The sequence below is a fragment of the Vibrio sp. D173a genome (assembly GCF_030248475.1).
Window position 1 is genome coordinate 38,530 of sequence record NZ_JAHGAH010000007.1, and the last position, 23,264, is coordinate 61,793.

Annotated in this window: 23 protein-coding genes; 7 read left to right on the forward strand and 16 right to left on the reverse strand. The window is 39.9% G+C overall.

What is annotated here, in order from left to right; all coding sequences use genetic code 11:
• Positions 1-322 precede the first annotated feature (322 nt).
• Positions 323-760, forward strand: coding sequence for a DUF2787 family protein (locus tag KIV40_RS01210; protein ID WP_285347746.1), 438 nt, complete (start codon positions 323-325; stop codon positions 758-760).
• Between the two features lie 594 nt (positions 761-1,354).
• On the opposite strand, the gene KIV40_RS01215 is transcribed toward KIV40_RS01210, so the two are convergent.
• The 14 genes from KIV40_RS01215 to KIV40_RS01280 form a co-directional block, all read right to left on the reverse strand.
• A complete protein-coding gene (locus tag KIV40_RS01215; protein WP_285347747.1) occupies positions 1,355-3,487 on the reverse strand; it encodes a peptidase domain-containing ABC transporter in 2,133 nt (710 codons plus the stop codon).
• Positions 3,484-4,740, reverse strand: coding sequence for an HlyD family efflux transporter periplasmic adaptor subunit (locus KIV40_RS01220; protein ID WP_285347748.1), 1,257 nt, complete (start codon positions 4,738-4,740; stop codon positions 3,484-3,486). The genes KIV40_RS01215 and KIV40_RS01220 overlap by 4 nt, the downstream gene beginning before the upstream one ends.
• An 8-nt stretch (positions 4,741-4,748) precedes the next feature.
• The gene (locus tag KIV40_RS01225) at positions 4,749-5,732 is read right to left on the reverse strand and encodes a radical SAM protein (RefSeq protein ID WP_285347749.1); all 984 of its coding nucleotides are present in this window, start codon (positions 5,730-5,732) and stop codon (positions 4,749-4,751) included.
• 29 nt (positions 5,733-5,761) lie between these two features.
• Positions 5,762-6,226 carry a hypothetical protein gene (locus KIV40_RS01230; RefSeq protein ID WP_285347750.1) on the reverse strand — a complete coding sequence of 155 codons (465 nt, stop codon included), beginning with the start codon at positions 6,224-6,226 and terminating at the stop codon, positions 5,762-5,764.
• Between the two features lie 65 nt (positions 6,227-6,291).
• Positions 6,292-6,546 carry a hypothetical protein gene (locus KIV40_RS01235; protein ID WP_285347751.1) on the reverse strand — a complete coding sequence of 85 codons (255 nt, stop codon included), beginning with the start codon at positions 6,544-6,546 and terminating at the stop codon, positions 6,292-6,294.
• A gap of 58 nt (positions 6,547-6,604) precedes the next feature.
• Positions 6,605-7,780, reverse strand: a complete 1,176-nt coding sequence (locus KIV40_RS01240) for a glycosyltransferase family 2 protein (protein WP_285347752.1) — start codon at positions 7,778-7,780, stop codon at positions 6,605-6,607.
• Positions 7,774-9,177, reverse strand: a complete 1,404-nt coding sequence (locus KIV40_RS01245) for a protein adenylyltransferase SelO family protein (RefSeq protein WP_285347753.1) — start codon at positions 9,175-9,177, stop codon at positions 7,774-7,776. The genes KIV40_RS01240 and KIV40_RS01245 overlap by 7 nt, the downstream gene beginning before the upstream one ends.
• Positions 9,164-9,682, reverse strand: coding sequence for a toxin-activating lysine-acyltransferase (locus tag KIV40_RS01250; protein ID WP_285347754.1), 519 nt, complete (start codon positions 9,680-9,682; stop codon positions 9,164-9,166). Before KIV40_RS01250 ends, KIV40_RS01245 begins: the two co-directional genes overlap by 14 nt.
• Before the next feature lie 523 nt (positions 9,683-10,205).
• Positions 10,206-10,544 (reverse strand): hypothetical protein, encoded by a 339-nt coding sequence (locus KIV40_RS01255; RefSeq protein ID WP_012129587.1) that lies wholly within the window; start codon positions 10,542-10,544, stop codon positions 10,206-10,208.
• Positions 10,545-10,553: 9 nt separating this feature from the next.
• Positions 10,554-11,138 (reverse strand): DUF2913 family protein, encoded by a 585-nt coding sequence (locus tag KIV40_RS01260; protein WP_285347755.1) that lies wholly within the window; start codon positions 11,136-11,138, stop codon positions 10,554-10,556.
• A gap of 178 nt (positions 11,139-11,316) precedes the next feature.
• Positions 11,317-12,219 carry an LPD25 domain-containing protein gene (locus KIV40_RS01265; protein ID WP_285347756.1) on the reverse strand — a complete coding sequence of 301 codons (903 nt, stop codon included), beginning with the start codon at positions 12,217-12,219 and terminating at the stop codon, positions 11,317-11,319.
• A 78-nt stretch (positions 12,220-12,297) separates the two neighbouring features.
• A complete protein-coding gene (locus KIV40_RS01270) occupies positions 12,298-12,780 on the reverse strand; it encodes a DUF2787 domain-containing protein (protein WP_285347757.1) in 483 nt (160 codons plus the stop codon).
• A gap of 113 nt (positions 12,781-12,893) precedes the next feature.
• A complete protein-coding gene (locus KIV40_RS01275) occupies positions 12,894-13,118 on the reverse strand; it encodes a hypothetical protein (protein ID WP_285347758.1) in 225 nt (74 codons plus the stop codon).
• 164 nt (positions 13,119-13,282) lie between these two features.
• Entirely contained in the window at positions 13,283-13,459 is a 177-nt protein-coding gene (locus KIV40_RS01280) for an AlpA family transcriptional regulator (protein WP_285347759.1), read from the reverse strand.
• A gap of 145 nt (positions 13,460-13,604) precedes the next feature.
• On the opposite strand from KIV40_RS01280, the gene radC reads away from it, so the two are divergent.
• The 4 genes from radC (at position 13,605) to KIV40_RS01300 (ending at position 16,604) form a co-directional block, all read left to right on the forward strand.
• Positions 13,605-14,078: a DNA repair protein RadC gene (radC, locus tag KIV40_RS01285; RefSeq protein ID WP_285347760.1), complete on the forward strand. Its 474-nt coding sequence runs from the start codon at positions 13,605-13,607 to the stop codon at positions 14,076-14,078.
• Complete coding sequence (locus KIV40_RS01290; protein WP_306431761.1) at positions 14,075-14,506, forward strand: DUF2787 domain-containing protein; 432 nt, start codon at positions 14,075-14,077, stop codon at positions 14,504-14,506. Before radC ends, KIV40_RS01290 begins: the two co-directional genes overlap by 4 nt.
• 113 nt (positions 14,507-14,619) lie before the next feature.
• On the forward strand, positions 14,620-15,411 hold the full coding sequence (locus KIV40_RS01295) for a WYL domain-containing protein (protein ID WP_285347762.1): 792 nt from the start codon (positions 14,620-14,622) through the stop codon (positions 15,409-15,411).
• Positions 15,412-15,440: 29 nt separating this feature from the next.
• Positions 15,441-16,604: a hypothetical protein gene (locus KIV40_RS01300; RefSeq protein WP_285347763.1), complete on the forward strand. Its 1,164-nt coding sequence runs from the start codon at positions 15,441-15,443 to the stop codon at positions 16,602-16,604.
• 96 nt (positions 16,605-16,700) lie between these two features.
• On the opposite strand, the gene KIV40_RS01305 is transcribed toward KIV40_RS01300, so the two are convergent.
• A complete protein-coding gene (locus KIV40_RS01305; RefSeq protein WP_162457564.1) occupies positions 16,701-17,369 on the reverse strand; it encodes an inovirus Gp2 family protein in 669 nt (222 codons plus the stop codon).
• Between the two features lie 543 nt (positions 17,370-17,912).
• Here KIV40_RS01305 and KIV40_RS01310 point away from each other — a divergent pair.
• The gene (locus tag KIV40_RS01310; protein WP_285347764.1) at positions 17,913-18,995 is read left to right on the forward strand and encodes a hypothetical protein; all 1,083 of its coding nucleotides are present in this window, start codon (positions 17,913-17,915) and stop codon (positions 18,993-18,995) included.
• Positions 18,996-19,091: 96 nt separating this feature from the next.
• Here the strand turns inward: KIV40_RS01310 and KIV40_RS01315 are convergent, their stop codons facing one another.
• A complete protein-coding gene (locus KIV40_RS01315; RefSeq protein ID WP_140272598.1) occupies positions 19,092-20,432 on the reverse strand; it encodes a site-specific integrase in 1,341 nt (446 codons plus the stop codon).
• A gap of 172 nt (positions 20,433-20,604) precedes the next feature.
• Between KIV40_RS01315 and mutS the strand changes: the two genes are divergently transcribed.
• Positions 20,605-23,190, forward strand: a complete 2,586-nt coding sequence (gene mutS / locus KIV40_RS01320) for a DNA mismatch repair protein MutS (protein WP_285347765.1) — start codon at positions 20,605-20,607, stop codon at positions 23,188-23,190.
• Positions 23,191-23,264: the final 74 nt, after the last annotated feature.

The window sequence follows — 23,264 nt, forward strand, 5'->3', positions numbered from 1 at the left end:
CTTCCTTTTCTATCGTTTATTTGATCATCAATGAATTTAGTGATTCCCAAAGTTTCTCAATAAGAAAGCTACACTTGTAGCTTCACCAACCTCTAGCACAAACAACGCTTATGACTAGCCCATCTAAACAAAATAAACTTAGATATATATTACCTTCGTGCATACCTTAACCAATTAATTTTTAGGAGTTTTTATGCACAAGACACTCTCCAACGTAAACATTCTAATTCCTCGCCTGTTAACTCCCGATGTTACCAATCCAAAACAGAATATCCCCTCCTTCAATAACTTTGACGATGAATTTCTTTCTTAGGAAGCTCACATGACAACACTAAACTTCACTTCCGTTTCATTACCAGTATCCAAGCAGTTTCAACAACTATTAAGCGAACACTGTCAAACGTTACTTGCTTCAGATAGTTGGGAAGCCACCAGCAAGCGCTTGACTCTCAGCTTTCGTGATAAAAGCTATAGCGTAGAAAACGGCGGTTCCCATCCAGTTGAAGTTGGTCTAAACATAACCAATAAGGTAAATGTAACGATCATTTACATCACTGATTTCGCTTATGTAGGAAATCTGTATCCAGAGATAAAACGTCATATTGATTTCGACTTTAGTCACCAACTCTATTTCACTATTGAAGCTGGTTGGCAGCGTATCCAATCATCCAAAGTGGAGGACTTATATCGAATATGGGAGAAAAGCTTTATTAGGCATGTCCGAGAGGGGAGCTATGACGAAATTAAAGTCATACTCTAATATTCGTTTGTAAACTCTCGCGCAGCTAGCACATAGCAAAAGTATTTAATGATGGCTATTCACTCTAAACTTATCAATAAACACACGATAAAGCACTTATTCACTCATCGCGCCCCCTCCCTCCTAGCTATCATCCAATCTTGTACTTCAAATATATGTCATCGCTGTGAACCTCTTTACCTATGTTACTTAGAGGGCAAGCTATGACTTATTCCCCTAGCCATCGTTATTCACTCTATCAACAAGCCGATGAACAGCGTGTACTTGAAAAAGTGACGAAAATCCTCGAACAACATTATGTGAGAAGTAAAGCTTTCACACACGCATAACACCAGAGACAATCTTCGTTACAAATTAGCAGGGTACGAGCATGAGGGTTTATTGTTCTACTGCTGGATCACTATTATCGGTTGATTGAAGTTAAGGTATTATTTCTCAATACTATATCTACCGAAGATAAAAGTGAGACAAGCTGCACCGCACGTTAACTCACTTGCTATAAGTATCAATGCGATGTTTACTTATATTGGTGCGGCTAACTTTATAAAGTCCATAAATGGCATAGTAGCAACCACGAAACCTTCTGATTCATTATTAATTCCTGACCACCTCGGTTATTAATCCATCTTGCAACAATAATACTCTATCAGCGGCAGCAATTGTATCAGGTCGATGGGCGATCATTAAAGTTGGTATATTTAACGACCTAAGTTCACTACAAACAAATCTCTCAGTATCTATATCTAAATGGCTTGTCGCTTCATCTAGGATCAACAAGTTAGGCTTTTTATACAGCGCTCGAGCGATTAGTATTCTTTGCTTTTGACCTCCTGACAATCCACCGCCTTGTTCACCAAGTAAAGTGTGATATCCCATATTCAAACGCGATATATCTTCATGAACCTGCGCTCTTTGAGCACACTCATACATCCATTCTTCATCAATGGCTTCAGCCGACAACGTAATATTGTCAATAATAGAGCCCCCAAATAAACTATCATCTTGAAGGACTACACCTACTCTACTTCTAATCTCAACGGAATTGATACCTTTATTTCCAAAGCAACTAATGTTCCCCGCTGTTGGTTGATATAGTTTTAAGATCAGCTTTGATACGGTGGACTTACCACAACCAGACTCTCCTATCAAAGCAACGACCTCATTACCCTTAATATCAAATGACGCGTTATTTAGGATTAGAGGCATATCTGGAGCATAAGAATAACTTACATTCTGGAATTGCAATATAATTGCATCTTGTCTCACGACCTGCGGAAAGCTTTCCACTTTATCTACTGGAATAGAATCAAACTCTCGTTCAGCTAATACAATGTCAGCCAAGCGCTCGTTATATACTGATAGCATCTTATACTCAAAAAATTTATCTATTAATGAACCGACACTTCCAGAAAAACGCCCTTGATATGAGAGGTAGGCAACTAACATGCCTATTGAAAAACCACCAGAAATAACAAGCTGCGCACCAAACCACAATACTGCCGCAGAAACTAAACTATTAATCGTAGTGCTCACAATACTGTACACCATGCCTAATTTCATTTCATGTAATTGGGCATTACGACGATCAATATTCAAGTTCCGCCAAATATTCTCTCGCCAATTCAGAGCACCATTCACCCTGAGACTTAGGAGACCGTTTATTGTTTCCAAAAAATAACTATTTTCCTTAGTACTTGCCTCCCAAGTATTTTCCTCTGCTCTCTTAAATGCTCCGAACCAAACCATTCTCAAAGTGATATATAAAAGGGCCGCAAATATTGCAATGCATGAAAGCAAAGGGCTATAGAACATCATGACAGATAACGTTCCGAGCACTAGGATAAGGTCGAGAAATGCTTGTATGACGCTTGTTGTTAAAGTGTCTTGAATTGTCCCTACCGCATCAAACTTTGCTGCTATGTTCCCTATTTCTCTTTTCTCAAACCAATCAATAGGAAGTCTGAATAAATGATGGAATACATTGGCTAACCACTGCATGTTGAAATCAACAGACATTAGGGCTGTTGCCCACTCCTTTACAATCGAAACGACTAATTGAGCTGCGGTTATAAGTAATATTCCAAGTATAACCAAAACCAAAAGATCTTCATCATAACCGACCAAGACTTCATCAATCACGACCTGATTCATGATAGGTAATAGTAACGCTAATCCCTCAAGAATAATGGCTAAAACCAATATCTTACCTAATGCACGCTTGAGACCATGAGTCTTGCCAATTAACCTAGATAGCTTAATACGCTTCGATTCATCCCTTTGTTTAAAGTCGTCGGTTGGGGTTAACTCTAGAACGACTCCAGTAAAATGTTTGTTCAGTTCTGAAAAGCTAAACACGCATTCCCCACGAGCAGGGTCATGGAGGATTACACGGTCTTTCTTTACTGCCTTCAAAACAACAAAATGATTAGAGTCCCAATGCAAGATACATGGAGTTGCTAGCTCTTTGAGATGATGAAGCTCTACACCTCCTTTTGCTTGAGCATGAAGATTCAACGACTCTCCACACTCGATAAGTCTCTTAAATGACATACCGTGATGCGTAATGCCAAACTTTGCTCTAAGATCACGCAAGTCAATTTTGTAGCCGTACCAATCCGCGATCATAGCCAAACAAGCAACACCGCATTCTGCTTTTTCAGTTTGTCGAACGAGAGAGAGTTTCTTCCCAAATTCCCATTTACGGTAAACATCTTTGACTACCCTCATTCCAATCTACCTTTAATTGAATACATTGGTTCTAATACCCATTCGTATAGTTTACGTGTATCTACTTCAACATCAGCTGTCACTGCCATGCCTGATTTTAAGAGTTCTTCCCTACCATAAGCTGTAATTGTTTGCTTGTTTAGAGTGATCCGAACTTGGTATAAACCCTCGACTTTATCAGCTTTTATCAGCCTTTGATTTGTTATGACATCCGGTGACACGGCGGTCCGTGAAACACTTTCAACAACACCACCCTGAACCCCAAATTTTTGATAAGGAAATGCTTCGAATCTAAGTTTTACTTTCTGACCAACATTGATAAACCCAATATCTCGACTTGGTGCGTAAACCTCTACGAAAACTTCGCCTTCTGGCACGATCACTAAAAGTGTTTGACCTGCAATAACCGAGTGACCTTCTTTAACCAGAACAGAAGCAACCACCCCTGTAATAGGTGCAACGACTCTTGTGTCTGTTTGATAGAGAAATTCAGAACGTTCTTGCTCGACTACCTCTAGCTGGCGATCAAGGTCTTTTATGGTAATTGCTGAGTTTATCTCTGTACTTTCAACAGCGTTTTTTAAGGCTGCCAACTCTCTATTTTTAGCATTGTAATTCAATAAATTGCTTTCATATCTTGAGGCTACCTCATTCACTTTTAGTTTTTCGTTAGCATATTCAACTTCAGAAATGTGACCTAGTTTAAGCAGCTTTTTTTTATCAGCAAACAGCGCTTGTCTCAGTTCAAGTTCTTGTTTAGATAATGACACGATGCGTTGAGTATTCTGGATACTAACACTCAGATTATCTATATCGTCATTTAGAGAATTAAGCTCTATGCCAACACGCTTTTGCTCTTGTACGATCCGATCTCTAATGATCTTGGTTTGAGCATTGTAAGACTGATTAAGAAGTGGTTTGATTGGTTCTCCACTTTCATTATGTCTTTCTGTATTTACTTTATAAATAGCTTGACCAGCAACGACCACTTCACCTTCTTTTGCTAATAGCTCTTCTATGTAACCCGTTGAACCAGATTGAACATTTACCATCCCACCATAGGGATTGACCACGCCTTGTAATGAAGCTTTACGTGTATATTCCCCAAAGAAACCAAGAAGAAAAAGAGCCAGAAATATGATGATACAAACTAATATCATCGCACTCTGGCTATACGAAGAACGGATTAATATTCGAGCCTCTGGAGCCCTGGTCTTTATAGTTAGGTATTCTTCCCGGTAAAACTGCCTCATCTTTACACCTAATCCAATACCTTAACATCGATCTTCCTTAATAATTTACTGTTTACTTTGGTTGTTGATATATCTGCACCACAGTGACAGATCTCGGTTGCGCACTCTATTGGGTTATTCGGCAAATCAAAATCGTCGTCATAAATTGAGCCTATTACTTTGTCATAACACCATGCACGTAATATCTCTCCGGAAAAACGTACAACAACACTTTCCACTCCTACATAACACTCCCAACCAAGGAAGTTATTTAGGCTATTATTCTTTAAAAAATCCGTTGATAGTTGTCTTCTAGAACCATCTATATGCTCTACGTTCAACAATGCCCTAGACTCATGCAATTTTTTACCATCGTCTCTACCTTTAAAGGTATTCATCACCTCCATTTGAAACGCACTATAGTTATGCATTCCTTCAATCTTAGCGCTACCAAATCCATGATAAAGAGGCTGCAAATTAATAGAGCATCGTACTTTCTCTTTTAATTTATTAGCAAACAAGAGGCATTCGTTAAAACGATCTGGATACATCATAATATTTACATTGAGTCTAGTGTTTGGTGATTTTTCTAAAACTCGCGCAACATTAATGAAATGAAGACTATTTTTAATATCATTAACATGATAACTCAAATTAACGCCATCCATGTATTTTGCATTCTCTTTCCACCATTCGACTCGTTTAGAACCATTTGAGATAACAGAAGTTCTTCCACCTTTACCATGAATATATTCAAGCAATTTACTAAAATATTTCAATAAGGTAACCTCTCCGCCTCCAAACTCAAAATATGGTAATTGACCTTTTAGATTTGTGTGCTTGAATACTTTATCTACAAAATTTATAGTGTCATCAAGCTTTGGTGTTCTTATCGAACCATTATGTAGATCGGGGTGACAATATTCACATTGGTAATTGCATTTATTTGTCAATGCCCAATTTACTGAGAAAACCTTATTAACACTTTGGATTTTTATCATATCCCTATTCATATTTCCACCTTAAATAAACAATGAACACACTATGTTAACGCAACGCTAATCATGATCGCGTTATAAACTGAATGAATCCAAAAAACAACTATTAATGCATCTTTGATAGACTTACTTCTCCATGTTTGATAAGCAACAGAGAAAACTACAAACGCAAGATAAACAAAGAACCCCCAATATATACTCACTAATGAGTGTAACAAACACATAAGAACGGTACATAACAAAACGAGAAAAAACTTATTATATAACCTAAGCCAATTTAAAAACTCCATAATCAAAAACATTAATAGCGTTTCCACTACTGGTGAAAATATTACAACACCAAAAACAGTTACAGGCGAAATCAAGTCTATTGGGGTTTCATTTGATTGATTTATATCAACAAAGAGTTTAATTAATATGTATCCATTTATAAAACTTAATAGAGAAGCTAATATTACTGCCACTATAATATAATTAATTTTTGGCAACTTAGTTTCAAAAATATTCATCGTGTAAGTACCTCTAATAAACATAAGAAGCCCAAAGGCTTCTTATGATCGTAAATTATCATAGCTTAATAGCCGTAACCTCTGCCCCCAGTCGGTGAACCAGCCATACCACCACCTGTCTGCAAACCTTGTCCCATATAGCCATTTCCGCTAATGTTCTGTGTTCCGTTGTTAAAGCTGCTTCCGTTTCCTGCCGGATGTGTCGCTACATCCCATGCAAAGCCTCCTATAGCCCATTTACCAACTTCACGAACAATTACACCAGCACCATCACCACCACCATCTACCATTACGATTTCATCATTTGTAAGATTAAACATATCGATTTCCTTATTACTAATACGGTAAAGAGTACCGCACTCATATATGGCTAAAGAGCTATCTCGTTAACCATATTTTCTTTCTCCCAAACAACTCATCTAAAAATCCGAGTAAGTTTGGCAGCCAAATGATTGTTTCCAACAACATTGCAAATAAGGGAGCTTTTAGTAACTTGCTCTTTGACATACCCTCATAGAGCCCTTTGTTATCACGCAGATAGTTAGCATTTAACATCAGGTACAGCACTAAATTAATTACTCCTAATGCAAGAGGAATCCAGATCCCAAAGGCAATCATAAAAGCAATCACAAGAAGACTCGAAGGAAACACATAATGTAATACCGTGCTCATAAACCAAGGCGTTGCACAGACTCCTGCAAACTTACTTGTCTTCCACGTTTCCAGATATGCTTCGACTCGGCCTCTTGCCCACCGACGTCTTTGTTTAAATAAGCCCTTGGAGTCAACTGGGCAATGAGTTTTCGCCTTTGCTTTTGATGCGTACCCACTTCTATAACCCCTTGAAAGAGCCTTCCAACACCAAGCTATATCTTCCACCAACCATTCGCTCCAGCCACCTAAATCATGAACAGCCGATGCCCTATGTGCAACGAAAGCGCCAGCTTGCACAGGAACAAGGCCGATCTTATCTTGGGCGGATCTAATAGCTCCATAGAAACTGCTATGTTCATAATGTTGCAATAAACCAATAAAACTCTCTTGATAGTTGCTTGGAGTTATATACCCACACACCGCTGCATACCTATCATCTGACCAAAGCTTAATACTCAGTTCTTTTATCCCTTCCGACTCTATAAATGTGTCGCTATCTACCACCACATATACATCGCCAGTGGCAATACCTAGTTCAAGGGCATAATCCAACGCAAAACCCTTTCTACCACCATTAATTTTCTTTTCGATTAATTCATATTGTTGTATTCGGGAAATCGACAACCACTCCTTTACATCGTTCACAACACCATTGGTAGAGCCATCATCGATCAAAACAACTTGTAGTCGTTTGGGATAATCTTGTCGTTCCAGGTGCTCAAGGGCAGTAATAAGCAAACTTGGGCATTCATTATAGAAAGGAACAAATACCGTAACTTTCGGATAATTAATTTTTGGTTCAATTGTTTTTTTTAATTTATAAACGATAAACAAACCTATCGTAGTGATAAGGGAAATGCTCGATGTAATGATTAATACAGCTTCAATAACCGCTAACATAAAATCTCCTTCGGGAGTACATAGCTATTGATTAGGGAACTGACACTCTGTTTGGTAAAATTTTGTTCAGAAATTCGTTTATCATTCTTGATAGAAAAAGTGGAATACTTAAAATCTCTGAGAAAAAAGTTTACTTTCGTCACTTCCAGTCCATATTGGCGTGCTAATTGAGTAACCCGATGTTTAAATGTATCTGCATCAAAATCACCTAAGTCTATACGCCGTTCACCCTTTAGTATTAACTTCAATTGCCGAGCTAACTTGATATTGTTTTCATTAATACTCGCTACATTCAGTTCTCTCAAGAGTGCAATATTTTCATTCCTATCAAGTTCGTATAAGAATTTCTCTATAAGAGTACCAATTGACCTTTTTTCTATCTTTTCATTGTTAGAGGAATACTTGCTCACTGTTTGCGTTAAATTATCCAACCAATGAATTATCAAATGTTCATCATCCCAAACAGCACCGACTCCCTCCGACAAAACATAATTACCGAAGTCGGGAACAGCGGTCATCGTCCCGAAATCTAAAAACCGTCCGTCTATTGAGATATTAGAGCTAGTTAATGCGCCATGGGGGATGCCTAAAACCCTTGAATATGCAATCTGTTCTGCAATCCGACTCACCATTATAGAAAGGAGGTCATATGCAGAATATTGGCTGTAAACGCTATTCTTCTCGATAGACTTATGTAGCAACTTAACCGACTCTCGAACCCTATCTGCGTCGTTATCTCGAAGGCTCATAAACTCACGTTTTGGCCAGAAAAAAGTAGCGCGTTCAAAGTGAGCAGGTCTCACTGCAAATTCTCTTATCGCGAGAGCGCATGGTTTCATTTCTTTTTTATCTGAATACATAAATTCAGAGCTAATATTTGTCTTGATTATCGCTAATGTACGGACAGCACCAAAAGGCAGGTATCGATGACATATCTCACCCCAAATAGCCTCAAGTATCGCTTCATCTGTGAAAAGCTTTCCATTCGTATGTGTCTCTTTCATGTTGTCGGCTAGCAATGGATTAACACCAATTCCCTTTATTTGGAATTGCCCATTGAGACCACAGCGGGCGCTACCACCATTACACACCTCATGACGTGAACCATATCGGTCAGCCAAGAAAGGTTTACTATCACTAGTGAAAATATACTTTTTATCGCAATAACCTTTAGCTACGTATGAATAGTTCGCTAAGATACATTCACTAACTTTTCGATCATCAGGATTAAGACCATACGATTCAACTAGTGACTTGTTAACCCAAAGCAACTCCGCGCTTTTGAGTTTATATGTTGGGAATTCAATAAAAGAACTCTGCGGCAAGGTATCTCCTAATGAGATACAGTTGTCGACTTCTATCTTTCGGTGAGTTTTAAATACATTATGCATCTTCATATCTTGCGCCTTTCACCTTAACAATCTTGCCAAAATCATCTCTAATACAGATGTTAATATCTTTATGGGAAAGGCCGGCTAAGTTTCTAGCCTGTCTATACATTGATCTCATCATCGCTTGTTTGCATGATTTATCTTTTATGAAAAAATCAACAACAATTAAGTTATCACCCTCATTCCAATTCATTGGATGAATAACAAAGCGATCTTCGTTCAGATATTTTTCTAAGGTGTCGACGTCAACCCAAGCCCACATTACATAACCAGAAAAGTCTACATTTCCATTGAGTTTTAAAAGCGTATATTGATCATGTAAAATGGCAGGTTTTAACCAATGAAGAAAAGACTGTATATCAATACGATTCCTATCTGAATCAGAGAATACCTCTAAGAAACGACCAAGCTCTCCTTGTATCGCATGCTTGCTTTTCCCACTACTTTTACGTTTTAGGAATCTTTCATTAAGCTCAGAGATGCGTATTAATGACATTTGCTTTCCCATCATCGCAATCCTTATCTTAAATAAAACCTCACTATTAATTACCACTATTTTTTATGAAAGCATTCTCATAAAAAATTGAAATGTGACAATTATCTCATTGTAATTTCAAATATGAACATGTAAATCACATATATTTAAATCATAAGAATCTATTTAAATATATAGAGTGAATACGTTTGAGCGGTAAACATATTTAAAACAAATAACAAACCAGCAAGTATTATTTAAATGATAAGATAAGCTCGCTCTTTAGCGAGCTCAAAAAGCGGGTCGCACCCTAACAAATAGAACAAAACAAGGCGTAAAGGGCAGTTTATGGACAGAGGTGAATGGTTACAAATGAACTGACACTGGCCTGATCACTTAAGTTATATCCCTTATGTTCAATCACGGGCAGAAGAGGATACGTGATTAAAACAGTCGCCCTATCGTTGGGAGAAGAAAATAGAAAACTACGAGGCCATGCTGCATTTTGCTTGTAGCATAATTGTTTGGAATAAATCTCTTCATGAAAAATTTATAATTATTAATCAAACACTTTTAGTAATAAATGTGGATACTTCTTTGTACCACCACGTACATTGAAATGATCCGTTTCACACCCTTTTGTTTCTTTTGCTGGTGTATTTTCCTTCATTTCATATTGAAACCGTTTTTCACGACTGCAATAGGGACACCCTATTTTCTTCACCGTAGCGAGAAAATTTTTCGGCGAAGAGTAGAATGCACCATGCTTTGAACAACCAATCTTAACGTGAGTGGTTTTGTTTACATACTCAACCTGAGAGTAATCATACAGGTCACCGTATTTAGCTTGCGCTTTTATTAAAAACTGCTGAGCTCTATGCTTTTCATCAAAAGGCATTTCTGCGATTTACTTAACTGGATGTACCAAGATATGCGCTTGGTGTGTATCTAAATTCCACTCTTTCATCTCTGCGACAAAAAAACCATGTTGATTAATCACGTCAATGAGCTCAGGAGCCCTTTCTAGCTGGATAAGCATAGATAGAGGTGCAACTTGTTTATGGCTTTCATCAAAGCCGTATTCTATTTGCTCATCAAGCATATATAGGATGCCCGCCTCCGCTTCCATCCCCTCATCGAATAAACGAGATTCAATCCCTTCAGCATCGTAGAGATAAACCAGTAAGTTGTAGAGTTTCTCTGCCCCAACGAGCTTCGTTTTATTCGCTTGAGAGTTAAGTTCATGCAATTTCATTTCTAAGTTACCTCCTTTTCTTCTCGCCACACTAAGCATCAGTTTGATATCCTTCTTGACATTGGCAAGCGATTTATCCGTTAGCTTAGGCTTTAAGAACTTAATGAGAATATCATTTCGAGTCGTCACTGGAACATGGCGCTCGGTCGCAGAGACTTTACAAAGCAAGTGAAGCAAAGAGTGGGTCACCACATGATGTAGGTTGTAGTAATAATCAAAATCTCGTTTGATTTGCATGGATGTTTTTTAGTCTGTAAGTGATACCCACCATATGGGGAAGGACTTTTCGAATTTCAATATCAAGGGCAATCAATTCAAGCAATAGACGGGGTAAAACGTAGAGACCATAGCCATATTTCGACAAAAAATAATACGACTTGAGGTGAAGCATTAAGCGCTTCACCCCAATCGCTGACTAATCAGGTATAACTAACTCACCCAACGGCACATACTTCGCTTTCTGCGCTTCGTTATAAAAGACATGCTTTCGAACCGACCAACCATAGCGAAGATACTTAATGTCCGTCAGGTAGTAGCCATCGCCTGACCAATGCGTTTCACGGTGTTCATTGCTTTGCTCTGGATGATTAAGAAAAGCAGTGGATGGATGATTCAAGCATGCTTTATGAAGTTCAGGAAACAAGTTACGAGTATGTCTGGACCACGCCAGTATCAAGGTTCTGACTGCTTTCGTGGCATGATAGCCTGAACGTGGGTCACTATTTTCTGCATCGTAATCCGTGTAGTTGGCGACAATGACCGCCTTTGCCCACGGCGGGATGGTCAGTGATGCTTGAAACGCTTTCTCCTTCTCTTGATGCTCCCTGCTTTGTCGCTCCCATTCTTGTTGCTCTGCTTGCGTTTTGGCTTCATCTTCGGCTTTAGCATTCATTTCTGCCTGTTCAATGCCTTGTCTGGCATTTTCTACAAACGCCGTATCGAACTCGTAGTTTTGAATAGCTTCAATGAGTGACAGGTGGTACTGGTCGTGCAACCACGGTTTATCTAAGTCGTATTGGTGGCGTAGATAGTAAACCAGCATATTAAGGCAGTGCGACGCAAATCCAGCGTCATTACCACCACAGCCTAAATCTAAGCGGCATTCGTAACTGTCTTCATTATCAAAAAGCACCGTGACTTTTGTTTTATCGTAACCACCTCGCGGATTAGTCTTTGCGACCTCTAAGGCTTTGCGCTCAAAGTCCATAAAGTCATAGTGGGTGTCTTCATCAAACTCACGCGATTCTGACCAATGCACCTTGACCGATATCGGTTTGATTTTCTTTTGCGTTCTCGACGCTTCAATAGATGTGTTCAAAATAAAGATCCCTTGATGTCCGGGCATAAAAAACCGTGACGTTGTGTCACGGTTAAATCGATGAAAAAGAGCCAGTACTTAGGCTGACGTTATGCTGATATCGTCGTAAGCGTCCATTTCCAAATACGCCAAAAAGTTATGCTCCCACAATTGGTAAAGTTCATTTGCCTCTTGTTGGTTTCGCATAGGAATACCGCACGAATACGCTCCGCAGCTATGGAAATCAAAATCCAGTGCTTTTTCTAACTCCGGATAATAATTGCCAATGTAAGCAAAATCGGTCACGTATTGGTATTGCCAGTCGCCATCAGCACTTCGAAGCAAACAGATTTCAACAGGGTGAAAACCGCCTCCTTCCACACTGTAGCTTTTGTCACGAAAGTTAAACACCACGCGATTATTAGAGAGTAACGACTCTGCGACTTCTCCCTTAAGCGAGATGTAAGACGCGAGTGTCTTGACAAGGCATGTCGCTAAGCGGTCCGATACTGGAAACGCTTTGCCTGAAATACGATGAGTGACGAAACAGATTTGAGTTCGGACTGAAGATTGTTTGGACATAATGAGTCCTCCTACTGGTAGTAAGATAGAAAGCCTTTACAAATTGAAATGACGGTGCAAGATTGAAAAACCATCTCTACTAAAGACGGTTAATAACGTAACGGTTTAACCTCTCACTGGTCGTCAGAGTATTCATTCGATGTCACCATGGGATGTGGTGTGCGTGTCGATTGCATCGCTTTATCGATTAACGCTGCGGATGTGCCAACAAAAGCAGACACAACAATCCCTCCTGCGGTGATGGTGCCGATTGCACCAAATACAGGAGCGGCAGTGATCACTCCAGCAACACTTGCTGTTCCAGCGACAGCTTTACCAACGGTTTGATACCAAGACATAAAAACTCCTTTATCATTGAGCATTAAAAAGGGGTTGCCATCGGCAACCCCTTCTGTGAAATAACATGATGTTGAACTTCTCTTTTTCTTGTAAGAGAAGCCTGTACATCTAGATGATATATATTCATAAATAGCTCAAATCAAAGTAGCTGACTTCCCTCACCTCAACGTGTCGATAGAATGCTCTCCATCCAATCGTCAACTTCACTTTCTACCCACGCTACTGCGCGATCACCTAAATTGACTGATTTAGGGAAAGCATTTTCGCTCATTTTTCTATAGATGGCCGAGCGACTCAGTGCGGTCTTTTCCATTACTTCTTTCAGCTTTAAAAATCTCATGGGATTGACTCCTATTTCTTTTACCCATGGGATAACGCGGTGTGTTAGAAAAAACGTTCAGAGCTCTTTCTCTCCCATCAAATCAATTACTTTCAGATATATGTCCTCTTAGTGAAGTTCCTATCGTTTCACTCTTGGAGGACCTATGTCGACCGATAACCTTCACTACCAAAAACAACAGAAATACCAAGAAAATGAAATCCTAGAGCATGCCGCAGAAATCCTAGCTAACCGCTATGTCCGCGGCGATGCCCTTTGTAATCCGGATGCAACAAAAGAGTATGTTCGATTCAAATTAGCCAGCGCAGAGCACGAAGTATTCGCGCTACTACTGCTTGATAGTCAACATCGCGTCATTGAGTTCAAGCCGCTCTTTAAGGGAACCATTGACTCAGCCAGTATTTATCCACGTGAGGTAGTCAAAACCGTCTTAGAGAGCAACGCAGCCGCCGTCATTCTGGCGCACAACCATCCATCCGGCGATCCATCGCCCTCTCAGGCAGATAAACGCATTACACGTAAGCTTATCGATACTTTAGGGCTGGTGGATGTCAGGGTTCTGGATCACATAGTGGTTGGAGAAAGCAGTGTCTCTTTTGCAGAGAAGGGATGGTTATGATCGACTCAACTTATGGTGACGTTTCGTTAGTACCTCAACTTCATCAGCAACTAGAAGCGCTGTTCACGCGTTACAACTTATCCGATGAGGCAAAGCGACTGGTCTTGAATTGTCGTCAACTGAACTATTATCGGAATGGTCAAGGGATACATCCTGTTGAAGTGCAGTTCAAACGAGCTTCAAGTTCAGAGCCTTGGCAAGTTGTCTTCTTTGCGAGCTTTTCTTACCCATTTGAAGGCGCGCACTCAGTAGAGCCTGAGCTTTATTTCCATTTAGCAAATGGTTGGTGTTACCAACCGGATACTGGCTCAGCTAATCTCAATCATCCAGAGGTTCTAGATCTTTTGCAGATATGGATGAAAACGTTCGCTCGTCACCTTTCAAAAGTAGTTTTTGATGAGATCCATTTATCTATCGTTGGAAAGTGACCTTCTTCCCCTTCATTACGACACATCATGGCGCAAGTGCGATAGAGTTCGTCGTAGCAATTTAGCCTAAGACATTGATACGACAAGCTTTGTCGCACCTTTTTGATATCGTCATGCCCAACAGAACGAACCTCGTTGAGCTTACCATGACGCAACCTAACCAAACTCAGTACCACCTTGAGCTTATCTTGGCGATTTACAACCTTATTCCATACAATAAGAAAATCACCGCTAAACAAATCCAAGCTCAGCTTTCACCGCTTGGTTTAGAGCGCTCCTTACGCACTATCCAACGCAATCTGTCCGCTATTTGTGCCATGTTTCCAGATGTCATGATAGATGACCGCGATAAACCTTTTGGTTACCAAAAAGCCGAAACGCTTGCATTGAGTACCACTGCTCATGAAGCAGTGCTGCTCTATTGGTTAATCGAGTCAACCAAGCATCAACTGCCTAACAGCCTTACTTCTCTACTGGATAACTTTCTCTCAGGTATTGCACCTGAAAACATAAAAGACATTCAAAGTCATTGGTCATCCAAAGTGCATGTTACTGACACTGCGATGAGCGATGAGCCGCTATATATTAACGTTGGTGTATTCCAAATTGTTTGTTTGGCGACGCTTCAGCAACGTCTTATCTCATTAAAGATAAACGACGGTGACCACCATCTACATCTAACTAACGTTCAGCCAATCGGCCTTGTACTTCATTACAGAAACGCTTATCTCGTTTGGCGTACACACTCGCATACCAAACTAAACACTCTCGCACTAAGCAACATCCATGAAGCCACGATGTCGAGCTTTCGCTTCGATCTCCAAACCGATGCAACGCTACTGTCTTTGGACGTTCAGCAATTATTTGATGTGACTGACACTCACATTGAATTCAACACGATATAACCCTCTTACACTCATTATGGAGAAATAGAATGAACCTATCTAAAACCTTACTTGCCACCGCGCTTGTTGTACCTGTTGCCTTAACAGGGTGTGGAGGCTCATCAGACGGACATAACAGTGGTTCTGGTCAGCAATATCAATTTGGTGGCGCTGTACAGAAAGGTCCTCTACAACCGGGCTCCGTTGTAACCATCAACGAACTTAATCAAGACCTCCAGCCAACTGGTCGCAGCTACACAACTCAAATCGAAGATTATGAAGGTAACTACAGCGTGAAAGAGCGATTTAGCACTCCGTATACTGAGCTCGTTGCCCACGGCTATTACTTTAACGAACTAACAAACCATGCTGACGAACAGATGAGTATGAGTGCATTCGTCGATATGAATGCAACCTCACAAGTGAACTTCAACGTAGCAACTGCCGCGATGAAGCAATCTGTCATGGCACAAGTACAAGCTGGCACTGAGTTTAACGAAGCGGTAGACAAAGCGACTTCTGACTTGCTGAAACTTTACAGCTATGCCCCTGAACAGTGGTCAGATCATATTAACTTCTACAACACCAACCTATCTAACTCTGGCGATACCAGTACGTTACTACTGGTTATCTCTGCCAGTACTTTGACGATGGCTACCGATAACAAACTCACGTTAGAGGAGCAAATTGATGAAATTGGTCAGGTGTTGTTAGAACCGGAGTCGGTCCAGTTTGAGGAAATGAAACAAGCGCTGAGTACCTATAATCTTGCACTATACAAAACAGCAGCTTATGAAAACACCCAAAAGTATTTCGCTGATAACGGTCTTGAGTTCGACATTCCACACATCGATTACTTTATCGATGTTGATGGTGACGGCGTACTGCCTAACAAAGACCTACCTGTGTTTAAATACACAGCAGGAATCTCTGTAGATGTATCGACAGACTCTATCGGGAGTGTATACCCAGTAGGCGCTAGTGCTGTGGATTATCAAGGTCGCCCGATGACATTCGAATATACTGGCAAGTTTAAATACGGAGAAATCGTATCTGTTGAACAGCGCGAAGATGGTATTAGTTTCCAATACCGCCTAACAGATGTGAACTTTGAAGGTCAGTCATTCGAAGACTGCGTTACGGTTAATACAGTAACGCCTGCACCTGCTAATTTCCCATGGAAAGCATGTGTAACTTTGGTTAAGAATAACTGATAGATAAAAAGAAAGGGGCTTAGGCTCCTTTCTTTTTTCACACCCAACACATCATTATCCACTGCCGCATGAATACTCGTCATAATATACGATAAATTATTTACTACTTCGGCCAAAACTCCTAGACAACCCTATTGCCTGAGTACGTGCTTTAGCTAAATAAATAGAACGATTAAACAATTTTGTGAATTCTTCATTTCCCGCTACCACTTCTCCATCAAAAGTCTGAACTATATAAGTTGCATTTTCTGGTATGTGTACCGCTCTATGAGCCTCTTCAAGTTCAATACCTAATACTCTCGACCAAGCACATAATAACATTTGGTATAAGTGCTTACATTTGCGCTCATCTCTAATCACACGTTTAAAATCGCCTAAACTTTGGAAGTTATCTTTGTTGAGGAAAATCACCAGATGATAGTGTGGATTCTCTGATTTATCGATTTCTTTACACCATATATATCGAAGTCTCTCCTCACTAACAGAGCTAAACCTCCGTTTTCTTCTTTTTAATTCTTCTGTTATTTGGCTTTCTAAAGAACCAAAGAATTTCTTCATATAAGGGAATGTCTCACCAAACTTATAACCATGAGGAAATCTAAGATCCACTCTAAAAGCAAACGTTCTAGGAAAGCTGTTTGTAGCTTGAACTAGTACTTCATAAATCTTGTTTACTCTATCCTCTAACAATTCATTTTCTCTAGACGTTAAATTTATTCCTTTGAATTCTTTTTGTTTAAGTAGTTTGTTTTTACGATTTGTCATGTGAGTTCTCCTTTTGTTCATAGAGGAGAGAGCTCTGTTATTTTTTAGTAGATACTCAATGAGTTGTTATCTTAGAGATATAGTAGATATGGATATAGATAGATATAGATGAGTAGTGATAGGTAGATATAGGTAGTGATATATATTAAACATTACCGATAGTGTTTCTTTCGGTGAAGGTAGTACATAAAAAGGATTGACGCCTCTCATCAACTCGGAAGTTAAGGACATAACCATTGTATTGCTAGCTCCCCAAATTCACCATAATCACGACCGCTGACGAAACGTTGTAACAAACGACAATAACTCATCTTTACGTACAATTAGCTATCCAAAATTACTAAAGCAAACTCAACCTAAAAGTGTCGAAATTTAACTTAGATAAGCACCTTCACTGCAACCCTTACCATACCGATATACAACGTTAATTTTTTGCGTTTTTTTTCTTTACATTTGCGCTAAATCACACATTTTTTTTATGTTTCATTTTATCTTTTTCTCTCATTTATTTCAGATAAACCGTTCATTAAATGGTGAATAAAAATGCAATTAGAAAGACTAAAAACAATAGCAAAAAGTGACGAGAGAACTCTCCGATTCCACATTATCTATTTGCGAAAGAAAATAAGCGAAACCAAATGTAACTTAACCGTTACAAAACTAGTACAACTCAAAGGTGCAAAACTAAAGCACGATTTTTTCGAATCAGTCGCCATTTATTTAAATATCAATACTAATGAATTAATGTCAGGTCAAATTAATTCACGAAAAGAAAAAAAACTCAATACTCTTATCAATAACTTACTTGACAATGAACATGACCTTTTAATTTCATACGAAAATTTATCATGGATAAACGGAAGGCGTTCTCAATACTTTATTTCATTCATTCTAAATGTAATTAATCATTTTAGTTTTTGTCATAATGAATCAGAATTGGACACGAAAGAAATAGGTAACTACTTACTAGATCGCCCAAGAAAAACAGAGAAAAGCGATAAGAGACCACAAAGAGATAAATTTGGACATATAGACTTGAAACTTTTTGATGACATATCAATAGATTTAGAACCGTCAAAATACAAAAGATTATTATTTAACTTCGAACCTCTTCACCCTAATAGCAATAACAACATCGTAGAGAGCCTAACATTACAACTTGATAGTGCAATATTAGATAGATATGAAAATAGTGAAACTAGTATAAATCTGCTAATAAAACTTAAAAGCGAATATTTAAAAATTGTAGACACATTAAAACAAAATCTTAATATCTTTAAAATTAAAAATGATGACATAATTGATATAACTTATCAAAGAGTAGTTAAACGTTACAATGTTATTGAATTTTTAGGCCCAGCAGAAACAGTTGAAGATAAAAATCAAACAATTAAAACGGTAATCGACTTACTTTTTTTAACACTAGATAAAGATAACTTTGAAAAAGAATTTAAACATATCAGTGACAAGCTATCATTAGACAAATCAAAAATTCAGGATTTCTCAATTCCTTTAAATGAAAGGCATTGGAAAATGTTGGTTGAGTTAGCGGGCGGAAAGAGTGATTCAAAAATAAGAAAAACTATCAATGCTCTCATAAATGATGCGCATAAAAAAAACAGATAATCAAACATACCAGAATTATAATCACCCTTAAATGAAAAGCGCTACTATTTTTTTAGTAACGCTTTTTATTATTTATTCCAATATATATGATAAAGGTCAGCTAACTCGTGATAATTCAATCACGTTATCATCCGAACACACTAAGCTATCAAGAAAATTGGCCCAACGCTGAAGCCACTCTCGGCACTCATTCTCATAACGGTGCAAATTATATGTTCCCTCAATTCCCTTAGGACTGTGACCAAGAACAGCCTCCGCAACTGAAGTAGGGCAACCAAGTCTAGCAAGCTCAGTTCGAACGGTGCGCCTAAGATCATGGGCAGTCCATTGAGGGATTGAGAGCATTGTATTATTTTGTCGCATTCGCCACATATTTTCAGATAGTTGCTTTTGAGCAACATGTCGCCTTTTCCAATCACTTCTCAATGGAAAAACTAAAGGAGACTTTGATGGCAATCGCGTATGTTGCCATTGTTTCAACCAAACAAGAGCTTGAGAGACTAACTGTACATATCTTGAATTACCATTTTTGGTTTCTTCAAGAAAGATTGTACCTTTGTCAAAATCGATCTGGTTCCATTTTAATCCACACAGTTCCCCCGTTCGACAACCAGTCCATAAAGTTAACTTTAGAATTCCCTTTTGATTGTCGGTGAATCCAGACGTAGGTAACCAATGAAGGACTTTAATCAACTCAGAGTGATCCAGTACCCTTTTTCCCTTTGAACAAGTTAACTTAACTTTCCTCATTTTAAATGTATTCAATGCAAGGAGCGCAGGGTTAACAAAATCTTCAGGTAAAAAATCCATACTGATAGCAAAGTCATAAGCACTAGATAGTTCTCTAATCACTGAACCAGCTTGCACAGGAGCACCACGGTCTATAATGCCTTGAATCAGAGAAACAACATCATTCTTCTTGAAATTGCTGACAGAACAATTCCCAACAGCATTAACTACATCAACATATAGTGTCCGTCGCACCTCTTTTTGACCTTTAGGTTTTCTAGCTCCAGAAATTCTTTTTCCTACCGCATTTACCCTATCTTCAATGTATTGCTCCAAGTATAGATCAACGATATCTTTAACCTGAATTTGCTTTACTGTACCTTTTTGTTCACTTTTCCTACGCTCTTCTTCTATTCTATCAAGCTCAGCTTTAGGGCATATACCTGCATCACGCATAGCCTTAAACTCTCTTAGCTTGATCCTAGCTTGTTCTAACGACAACTCGGGAAAAACGCCTAGCTTAATTTGAGTAATCTTTCCTTCATTCTCTGGACTTCGAAAACGATAAGTAAATGTTTTCCTTCCTGTCTTACCGCAGGCGATCCTTAAGCCTCGGTTTTCGCCAACGTCAGCCACAACTCCTTTCTTAGTAGTTAATGTCTCAATTGCTCTATTAGTTAGAGGTTTGCTATTCTTACTCTCTGCCATTTCTGGCTCCCATATCGCTAGGTGATTTGACAATTCTATTCCGTTGTATAGGAAATAAAAACCTACACTTTTACCTACACTAATTGCTGCGCTTAGGTGGAATTCTTTGAAATCTAGTGGGATTTAATGGGATCTTCATAATTTTCATAACTTATTGAAAAGATAGAATTAAATGAAAAAAAACACCACAAAAAACAAAGATTTAAGCCAAACGCATACCCCTATGATGCAGCAATATCTCAAGCTAAAGGCTGAGAACCCAGAAATCTTGCTGTTTTACCGCATGGGCGACTTCTACGAACTCTTCTACGACGATGCTAAACGCGCATCTCAATTGCTTGATATTTCGTTGACCAAACGTGGTGCATCGGCAGGTGAACCTATCCCGATGGCTGGTGTTCCATTCCATGCGGTAGAAGGTTATCTGGCTAAACTTGTTCAACTAGGTGAGTCTGTTGCGATCTGTGAACAGATTGGCGATCCAGCGACAAGCAAAGGTCCAGTTGAGCGTAAAGTAGTGCGTATCGTCACCCCTGGTACGGTGACAGACGAAGCTCTACTATCTGAGCGTATCGATAACCTGATTGCATCGATTTACCATCACAACGGTAAATTCGGTTACGCGACATTGGATGTAACTTCGGGTCGTTTCCAACTAGTCGAGTCGGAAACCGAAGAAGCGATGGCCGCTGAGCTGCAACGCACCGCACCTCGTGAGTTACTCTTCCCAGAAGATTTTGAACCCGTACATTTGATGTCGAACCGCAACGGTAACCGTCGTCGCCCAATCTGGGAGTTCGAGCTAGATACCGCTAAACAGCAATTGAACCAACAATTTGGTACGCGCGATTTGGTAGGCTTTGGGGTTGAGCATGCTTCACTCGGTCTGTGTGCTGCGGGTTGTTTGATCCAATACGTAAAAGATACTCAGCGTACTGCCCTACCGCACATTCGTTCATTGACGTTTGATCGCCAAGATCACTCAGTCATTCTTGATGCTGCTACACGTCGCAACTTAGAGCTGACGCAAAACCTATCAGGCGGCACTGATAACACGCTAGCTGAAGTGCTCGATCACTGTGCGACCCCAATGGGCAGCCGTATGCTAAAACGTTGGTTGCACCAGCCAATGCGCTGTGTTGATACCCTTAACAACCGTCTTGATGCGATTGGTGAAATCAAAGATCAAAGCTTGTTCACCGACATTCAACCAATCTTCAAACAAATAGGTGATATTGAACGTATCCTTGCTCGTTTGGCACTTCGCTCGGCACGTCCGCGCGATATGGCTCGTCTGCGCCATGCGATGCAGCAACTGCCAGAGTTGGAAGCTGTGACTTCTTCTCTAGCTCACCCATACCTTAAAAAGCTGGCTCAGTTTGCTGCGCCATTAGATGTGGTATGTGATTTACTCGAGCGTGCAATCAAAGAAAACCCGCCAGTGGTTATTCGTGAAGGTGGCGTGATTGCAGAGGGCTACAATGCTGAGCTTGATGAATGGCGCAAACTTGCAGACGGTGCAACCGAGTATCTAGAAAAACTCGAAGCTGACGAACGCGAACGTCATGGTATCGACACCCTAAAAGTTGGCTACAACGCTGTACACGGTTTCTTCATTCAGGTTAGTCGTGGTCAAAGCCACTTGGTTCCACCACACTATGTACGTCGCCAAACGCTGAAAAACGCAGAACGCTACATCATTCCTGAGTTGAAAGAGCACGAAGACAAGGTGCTGAACTCTAAATCAAAAGCGCTAGCAGTAGAGAAAAAACTGTGGGAAGAGCTGTTTGATTTGTTGATGCCAAACCTTGAGAAGATGCAAAACCTTGCTTCAGCGATTTCTCAGTTAGACGTACTACAAAACCTAGCCGAGCGTGCAGATTCACTTGATTACTGCCGCCCAACTTTGGATAAAGAAGCGGGCATCAGCATTCAAGCCGGCCGTCACCCTGTCGTTGAACAAGTGACTAGCGAACCATTTATTGCCAACCCGATTGAGCTTAGTTCAAACCGTAAAATGCTGATCATCACTGGTCCAAACATGGGTGGTAAATCGACCTATATGCGCCAAACCGCGTTGATTGCTTTGATGGCTCACATTGGTTCATACGTACCTGCAGAATCGGCTCATATCGGCTCTTTGGATCGTATCTTTACTCGTATCGGTGCGTCTGATGATTTGGCCTCTGGTCGCTCAACCTTCATGGTAGAAATGACTGAAACAGCCAACATTCTTCACAACGCAACTAAGAACAGCTTGGTGCTAATGGATGAGATCGGTCGCGGAACCAGTACTTACGATGGTCTTTCTTTGGCATGGGCAAGTGCTGAATGGCTTGCAACTCAAATTGGCGCTATGACGCTGTTCGCAACCCACTACTTCGAACTGACTGAGCTACCAAACCTACTGCCAAACTTAGCCAACGTTCACCTTGATGCGGTAGAACACGGAGACAGCATTGCCTTTATGCACGCAGTTCAAGAAGGCGCGGCAAGCAAATCTTACGGTCTAGCGGTTGCTGGTTTAGCGGGTGTTCCAAAACCAGTGATTAAGAATGCGCGTAACAAGCTGTCGCAACTTGAGCAATTAGGTCAAGGCAATGATTCAGCTCGTCCTAGTACCGTCGATGTGGCAAATCAACTCAGCCTAATTCCTGAACCTAGTGATGTTGAACAAGCATTGTCGAACATCGATCCTGATGATCTAACACCGCGTCAGGCATTGGAAGAACTTTACCGCTTGAAGAAGATGCTCTAGTTTCTGAAGTGATCCTGTAAAACGCAAAAAGGCTATGGTCACCCATAGCCTTTTGTTTATTCTGAATTCGCCTC

Coding starts and splice junctions, on each gene's coding strand:
- KIV40_RS01210 (WP_285347746.1), top strand. CDS start 323: ATGACAACACTAAACTTCACTTCCGTTTCATTACCAGTATCCAAGCAG.
- KIV40_RS01215 (WP_285347747.1), bottom strand. CDS start 3,487: ATGAGGGTAGTCAAAGATGTTTACCGTAAATGGGAATTTGGGAAGAAA.
- KIV40_RS01220 (WP_285347748.1), bottom strand. CDS start 4,740: ATGAGGCAGTTTTACCGGGAAGAATACCTAACTATAAAGACCAGGGCT.
- KIV40_RS01225 (WP_285347749.1), bottom strand. CDS start 5,732: ATGAATAGGGATATGATAAAAATCCAAAGTGTTAATAAGGTTTTCTCA.
- KIV40_RS01230 (WP_285347750.1), bottom strand. CDS start 6,226: ATGAATATTTTTGAAACTAAGTTGCCAAAAATTAATTATATTATAGTG.
- KIV40_RS01235 (WP_285347751.1), bottom strand. CDS start 6,546: ATGTTTAATCTTACAAATGATGAAATCGTAATGGTAGATGGTGGTGGT.
- KIV40_RS01240 (WP_285347752.1), bottom strand. CDS start 7,780: ATGTTAGCGGTTATTGAAGCTGTATTAATCATTACATCGAGCATTTCC.
- KIV40_RS01245 (WP_285347753.1), bottom strand. CDS start 9,177: ATGAAGATGCATAATGTATTTAAAACTCACCGAAAGATAGAAGTCGAC.
- KIV40_RS01250 (WP_285347754.1), bottom strand. CDS start 9,682: ATGATGGGAAAGCAAATGTCATTAATACGCATCTCTGAGCTTAATGAA.
- KIV40_RS01255 (WP_012129587.1), bottom strand. CDS start 10,544: ATGCCTTTTGATGAAAAGCATAGAGCTCAGCAGTTTTTAATAAAAGCG.
- KIV40_RS01260 (WP_285347755.1), bottom strand. CDS start 11,138: ATGCAAATCAAACGAGATTTTGATTATTACTACAACCTACATCATGTG.
- KIV40_RS01270 (WP_285347757.1), bottom strand. CDS start 12,780: ATGTCCAAACAATCTTCAGTCCGAACTCAAATCTGTTTCGTCACTCAT.
- KIV40_RS01275 (WP_285347758.1), bottom strand. CDS start 13,118: ATGTCTTGGTATCAAACCGTTGGTAAAGCTGTCGCTGGAACAGCAAGT.
- KIV40_RS01280 (WP_285347759.1), bottom strand. CDS start 13,459: ATGAGATTTTTAAAGCTGAAAGAAGTAATGGAAAAGACCGCACTGAGT.
- radC (WP_285347760.1), top strand. CDS start 13,605: ATGTCGACCGATAACCTTCACTACCAAAAACAACAGAAATACCAAGAA.
- KIV40_RS01290 (WP_306431761.1), top strand. CDS start 14,075: ATGATCGACTCAACTTATGGTGACGTTTCGTTAGTACCTCAACTTCAT.
- KIV40_RS01295 (WP_285347762.1), top strand. CDS start 14,620: ATGCCCAACAGAACGAACCTCGTTGAGCTTACCATGACGCAACCTAAC.
- KIV40_RS01300 (WP_285347763.1), top strand. CDS start 15,441: ATGAACCTATCTAAAACCTTACTTGCCACCGCGCTTGTTGTACCTGTT.
- KIV40_RS01305 (WP_162457564.1), bottom strand. CDS start 17,369: ATGACAAATCGTAAAAACAAACTACTTAAACAAAAAGAATTCAAAGGA.
- KIV40_RS01310 (WP_285347764.1), top strand. CDS start 17,913: ATGCAATTAGAAAGACTAAAAACAATAGCAAAAAGTGACGAGAGAACT.
- KIV40_RS01315 (WP_140272598.1), bottom strand. CDS start 20,432: ATGGCAGAGAGTAAGAATAGCAAACCTCTAACTAATAGAGCAATTGAG.
- mutS (WP_285347765.1), top strand. CDS start 20,605: ATGAAAAAAAACACCACAAAAAACAAAGATTTAAGCCAAACGCATACC.